This is a genomic window from Methanocalculus sp., assembly GCF_029762515.1.
Classification (GTDB): domain Archaea; phylum Halobacteriota; class Methanomicrobia; order Methanomicrobiales; family Methanocorpusculaceae; genus Methanocalculus.
The window spans coordinates 1-1,598 of the sequence record NZ_JARVGN010000481.1 but is presented as its reverse complement, the minus strand read 5'-3'; the positions used below and the strand labels follow the sequence as shown (position 1 = coordinate 1,598).

Annotated in this window: 3 protein-coding genes; all 3 read left to right on the top strand. The window is 51.3% G+C overall.

Going from position 1 to position 1,598, the window contains the following annotated elements:
- Positions 1-437, top strand: a 437-nt coding sequence (locus QCH34_RS12400; RefSeq protein WP_300334590.1) for an adenylate kinase, incomplete at its 5' end; no start/stop codon positions are given.
- A gap of 12 nt (positions 438-449) precedes the next feature.
- Positions 450-1,079 carry an EMC3/TMCO1 family protein gene (locus QCH34_RS12395; RefSeq protein WP_300334589.1) on the top strand — a complete coding sequence of 210 codons (630 nt, stop codon included), beginning with the start codon at positions 450-452 and terminating at the stop codon, positions 1,077-1,079.
- On the top strand, positions 1,079-1,598 hold a 520-nt coding region (gene cmk / locus QCH34_RS12390; RefSeq protein WP_300334587.1), incomplete at its 3' end, for a (d)CMP kinase. The genes QCH34_RS12395 and cmk, both read left to right, overlap by 1 nt.

Here is a 1,598-nt window from a genome sequence, read left to right as displayed (position 1 = left end):
TCGCGCAGTCCGAGGGGCTCGCAGAAGATCGCGACCAGATGCGCAAACTCGATCGGACTGTTCAGAAACGCCTTCAGAAACTTGCAGCTGAGAAGATGGCAGCAATTGATGGGAATGTTATCATTGATACCCATGCATCCGTGAAAACCCCGGCAGGATACCTTGCCGGCCTTCCCGAATGGGTGCTCACCGCGCTCATGCCCGATACGATCGTGCTTGTTGAGACAGATGATGATCAGATCCTTCTCCGCCGGCTCTCTGATGCATCACGTGTCAGGGATATGGAAGGTGCTGGTTCAATCCGCGAGCATCAGCAGATAAACCGGTCATTTGCCACTGCATATGCAATGCTCACCGGATGCACGGTTGCGATCATCACAAATGCTGATCATCTTCTTGAACAGGGTGTCAAGGCCCTTGTTGCAGTGCTGAAATAGTGGAAGTGAACGATGCTGAACCTGATGAAGAAGTACGGAACCTATATTGCCTTCATACTGGCCTTTGGCCTGATGATGGCATATGCAGTGGAGTGGATACGGGATGGTATAGCAGAGGCGATCGATACGATACTCGGACCTCTCACCGATACCTTTGGAATGCCGTTCTTTGCGGTTCTCCTCTTCCTCTCCTCGGCAACCGGACTGTACTCTTCACTTATTCAGAAGTACACCATCGACTATGAGAAGATGCAGGAAGTACAGGCAAAGATGAAGGAGTTCCAGATGAAGTTCCGTGAAGCCCAGCTTGCAGGTGATGAAAAAGCGATCAAGAAGCTCGAGGCAAAACGCGATGCCATGATGAAGGATCAGCTTGAGATGTCCCAGCAGCAGTTCAAGCCGATGGCATATATCATTCTCATCACGGTTCCCATCTTCTTCTGGCTCCTCTACCGGCTTCACGGGATGGATCTGAGTGCTGCACTTTCGATGGATACTGCTATCGTCTTCCCGTTCATGGGGATCACCAGCTTAAATGAGATGGCTGTCTGGATTCTCCCTGCATGGATTCTCTGGTACATGATCTGTTCGCTCACGGTCAGCCAGGTGATCAGGAAAGCCCTCAATATCGGGGGCATCTGATGAGAATCACCATCAGCGGCCTTCCTGGTAGTGGAACAACCTCTCTTGGAAAAGCACTTGCAAGGGATCTTGGTTTCACCTTCATCTCTGCGGGCGAAGTATTTCGTGCCTGTGCAGAAGAGCGGAATATGGATCTCGCGGAATTTGGGCGTCTTGCAGAGAGCGATCCAACAATTGACCGGCTTATCGATGAACGGCAGAAAGAGATCGGGATGAGATCAGATGATATCATCATTGAAGGGCGTCTTGCAGGCAGAATGGTGGAGAATGCCGATCTCAGGATCTGGCTGACGGCCAGCCCGGAGTGCCGTTCGAAGAGGATCGCCGCACGTGATATCCAGGATGGAGATACTGCAACAGCGGTGACAATCGAGCGTGAACGATCTGAAGCACAGCGGTACCATACCTACTATGGGATCGATATCGGGGATCTCTCCTGTTATGATATGGTGCTCAGTTCAGAGCGTTTCGGACGCGAATCTGTTGTTATCATCGTCAAAACCGCAATCAACGATCTCG

Bases quoted from the DNA above. Each gene is read 5' to 3' on its own strand.
- QCH34_RS12395 (WP_300334589.1), top strand. From the start codon at position 450: ATGCTGAACCTGATGAAGAAGTACGGAACCTATATTGCCTTCATACTG.